This window comes from Candidatus Alcyoniella australis (genome assembly GCA_030765605.1).
Taxonomy (GTDB): domain Bacteria; phylum Lernaellota; class Lernaellaia; order JAVCCG01; family Alcyoniellaceae; genus Alcyoniella; species Alcyoniella australis.
On record JAVCCG010000081.1, the window covers coordinates 1 to 3,451 of the forward strand.

General features: G+C 66.9%; 4 protein-coding genes. 1 reads left to right on the forward strand and 3 read right to left on the reverse strand.

Annotated features, from left to right (window positions below; all coding sequences use genetic code 11):
* The 3 genes from P9M14_08765 to P9M14_08775 all read right to left on the reverse strand — a co-directional run.
* Positions 1 to 882, reverse strand: an 882-nt coding sequence (locus tag P9M14_08765; protein MDP8255828.1) for a hypothetical protein, incomplete at its 3' end; no start/stop codon positions are given.
* Positions 883 to 889: 7 nt separating this feature from the next.
* Positions 890 to 2,536 carry a hypothetical protein gene (locus tag P9M14_08770; protein ID MDP8255829.1) on the reverse strand — a complete coding sequence of 549 codons (1,647 nt, stop codon included), beginning with the start codon at positions 2,534 to 2,536 and terminating at the stop codon, positions 890 to 892.
* Positions 2,467 to 3,150, reverse strand: a complete 684-nt coding sequence (locus tag P9M14_08775) for an SUMF1/EgtB/PvdO family nonheme iron enzyme (GenBank protein ID MDP8255830.1) — start codon at positions 3,148 to 3,150, stop codon at positions 2,467 to 2,469. Before P9M14_08775 ends, P9M14_08770 begins: the two co-directional genes overlap by 70 nt.
* Before the next feature lie 88 nt (positions 3,151 to 3,238).
* On the opposite strand from P9M14_08775, the gene P9M14_08780 reads away from it, so the two are divergent.
* The coding region (locus P9M14_08780) for a hypothetical protein (protein MDP8255831.1) at positions 3,239 to 3,451 on the forward strand (213 nt) is incomplete at its 3' end.

A 3,451-nucleotide genomic window follows, 5' to 3' on the forward strand; every position in this document is an offset into this window, starting at 1 on the left:
GCCCGGTCGGCGTTCATCAGCGCAGCCGTGCATCCGGCAGTAGTACAGCAGCTCGCGCGCGTCGGGATTTAATGTCACGGTTTGCAGTTCGTTGGTCGGGACCTGCGCCACCTGGCGTTGCTCGGGCACGTCAGGGTCGATCCGCACCAGCTGGGCCTCGGAGGGGCTGGTGACGAACAGCGTGCCCTGTTGCGGATCGCGTTCGATCATGTAAAAGCTGCCGGGCAGCAGTCGGGTCACTCCCGGTCCGGGGCGCGGGCCCTGTGACAAAGGGAAGAACATCGGCAGGGCCACGCAGGGCACCAGCGCCAGCGCCAATAGCGCGCCGAACGCTTCCCCGGCTTTACCGACTTGTTTGCCTTGACGCGAACCAATGTAGCCCCACAGCGGTCGCGGAAAGAACAGCGACCACAACGGAGTGAGCGCAAACGCCCAGGCTCGTAGCCGCGGCCGTTCGCGCTGCGGTAGGTAGTTCATCGCGCTACGGGAGTTGATGTAGATCGGCGCGGCGCAGCATGCGCACCACAGCGCCAGCCGCCACCACGATGCGAACTCGAGGAAGTGCTTCCCGCACAGCGCCAGCGCCAGGCAGATCAGCGCCGACTCGCAAAGCTCGAGCTTGGGCGCGCGTCCGGGTTTGCGGAACGCGCGCAACACTAAAAAGGCGATTACCACGGCCAGCGGCGCGGGCAACACCAGCAACGTTGCCACGCCACTATTGAACCACATTATCAACATGCCGCGGCTGTTGGTCAGGCCGAGCTGTACGATTTTGGCCAACAGCAGCAGCGGAATAATGGCCCCGATGAACAACAGCAGCGTGACCAGCAGCCGCGCCGTGCGTTGTTTGAATCCCGGCCTGTCCGTCAATTCCACGCTCATCTCGTGCTCAATCGAAGGTTACGCTGGTCAGTCCCTGCTCGCCCAGCTCACGGGTAATTCGCAGCCTACCCTCGCGCATCAGCCGCGCCACGTCTTCGGGCGGGACGGCCACTGATCCGGGCAGGGCCGCGGCCCGGGACAGGCCGAACAGCCGCTCGACATATGGAAGCGGCCCGCCGATTTTAATCGAGACGATCGGCAGGTCGATCTGGTAGCGCAGCTCGTCCACACAGATCACGCTTCGTTCGTTGAAACGCAGCTCGCGGCGGAACTCAACCGGTCCCAGCGGAGGGCGTTGCAAACGGTCGCTACGTCGTCGATAGACCTGGTAGGCCAGGTCGCTGTTCAGCCTTGACCAATAGGGTAGCGGCCGCTGGAAACGCGGGTCGCGTAAGAGCTTGCTCGCGCCGTTGCACTGCCAGCGCCCCTGGTCCAGCCGGTAGCGCAGGCCGGCATCGGGCATGCCCGTAGCGCACAGGCCCAGCCCTTTGACCTCGACCAACACTCCCTCGTCGAGCACGATGTTTGCGCCGTCGCCGAAGCTCAGGCCGAAGCACAGCCCGCGCTCGGGATCGGCCAGGCCGCGCAGGCCGTGGGCTTGATGTTGGGCCAGGATGAACGGGACGTGTCCGTGCTCTGCGGACGGTTCGCCCTGGGCCAGGCCGCGCACGGCGGCGTGCCACAGGTCGGAGCAGATCCAGGCCGCGCTCAGCGGATGCCAGCGCTGCGCCTGGTCCAGGCCGCCGTGGTGGGCGAGGTCCACGCCGAGGCAGGCCGCGCCGAAGGGCAGGGCCAGGCCGCCGAAGGCCGATCCGCAACCGCCGGCCAACGGCCCGCCGGGCATCGTCAGCTCGGCGAGCTGCTGGGCCAGGCTACGGCAGCGTCGGCGCAACGACCGGGGGATCTCGCCGTTGCCAAAGCGCGCCAGGATTCCCAAACAGGCTGCGGCCATCGCGGGATCGCGGCCGTTGCCCTCGACCATCAGCCGACCGCCGAACCCGGAGGGTTCCAATGAGCGTTCGAGCATATCGCGCGCCTTGAGGTGCAGGCTGGGCAGACGTCCGGCCTTGGCCGCGCGGTCCACGACCCACGCGGCGAGCAGCCCGTTAAAGGTCGAGATCCGCGGCTCGTTGAAGCGCACCATGAATCCGCTGCAACGCATACTCGCGCGCTCGACTTCGCGTTGCAGCTCGGCGTCCAAATGCTCGTGCAGCAGGCAGGCGGCCTCGAACAGCGGCGCGGCGGCCAACGCCGTGGTCAGCGGCGAACGCTCCGCAGCGCAACGGCTCGGGATCGAGCCGTCGCGCGCCACCAGGCCCAGTCCGTAACGCAGGGCCGCCATGCTCAGCGCGAGCAGCTCGCGGCGTTCCTCTTCGTCGACCTGAAAATCTTGCGGCCCGTCGTAGAGCGCCATCTGAGCCAGGGGCAGGGCCGCACCCTGGGTCGCCGCGTTGCACATCCCCCTGCGGCGCTCGCGCCAGAATTCGGGATCAGCGCAACCGTAGCTTGGCGACTGCGGCCGCGAGTCGATCCCATCGCGCAGCCCGCGTGTGGCGCTCAGCGCCCAATTCAGCCAATTGCTGCTCAGGGTGCCGACTCCGCGGCAACGTCGCGGCAGCAGCGGAAACCATCGTCGCCGAAGGTGTCGTTCCACTTCTCGTGAAAGTGGCGGCTGGTGCAGTCCTGGCCGTACCAGTCGGAGCTCCAGCCCGTGGAACCGCGTACCACGCGGCGTTCCCAGGCGTCGTGCGGCACGCCCTCGTAGAGATCGGCCACCCACTCGCTGACCGAGCCGTCCATGTCGTAGACCCCCTCGGCCGTGCGGCAATCGGGGTGCGAACCCGCTGGCGGGAAGTTGCGCGTGCCGAACTCGAGCTCCGTGGCGCAGCGCCCCGGCTCCTGCTCGTCGCCGTAGGGGTAGAGCCACCCCTCGGGCCCGCTGCAGGCGCGCATCCATTCGTCCTCGAGGCACAGCCGCTTGCCCAGCGAGCGGCAGATGCCGTCGGCCTGGGTCCAGCTGACCAAAATCATCGGCTGTCGGCCGCGCACGTTGGGGTATTCATAGCGGTCGATGCAGTACGGCTCGAGCTGGACCTGGCGTCGCGGCCGCGCCCAGGTCCGCTGCGGATCGTCGCTGCCGATCCAGGCCGTGCCGCCGCTGATGTAGACCATCTCCGGCGGACAGGGCCCTGCGGCGAGCATTGCGTCGGACGCGGGCAGCAGCAGCGTAAGGACCAGGATCAACAGGGCGAGGTATGGGCGTGACATCGCCCCAAAGTTAGCAGGTAGCCCGCGCTTGTCAAACGATCAAAGGATGCTGGATTACCAGGCTCAGCCATGAGAGATTTACACATTGATGAACACGTCGCGCAGACATCTCGCAACGGCGATCGTAATCGCCGTGTTGCTGGCAACGGCGTTGGTCTATCTGGGTATGCGGCGCTACAACGCGCTGGAGCTGATCTGGCCGCTGGACGCCGGCGTGCTGACCCAGGTCGCCTGCAATACAGCGCACGGCGATTGGCTGCAGATGACCCTGCGCATGGAGGGCAGCTACAACAACCTGCAC

Excerpts from the sequence above, each read along its gene's own strand:
- P9M14_08775 (MDP8255830.1), bottom strand. The coding sequence starts at position 3,150 with ATGTCACGCCCATACCTCGCCCTGTTGATCCTGGTCCTTACGCTGCTG.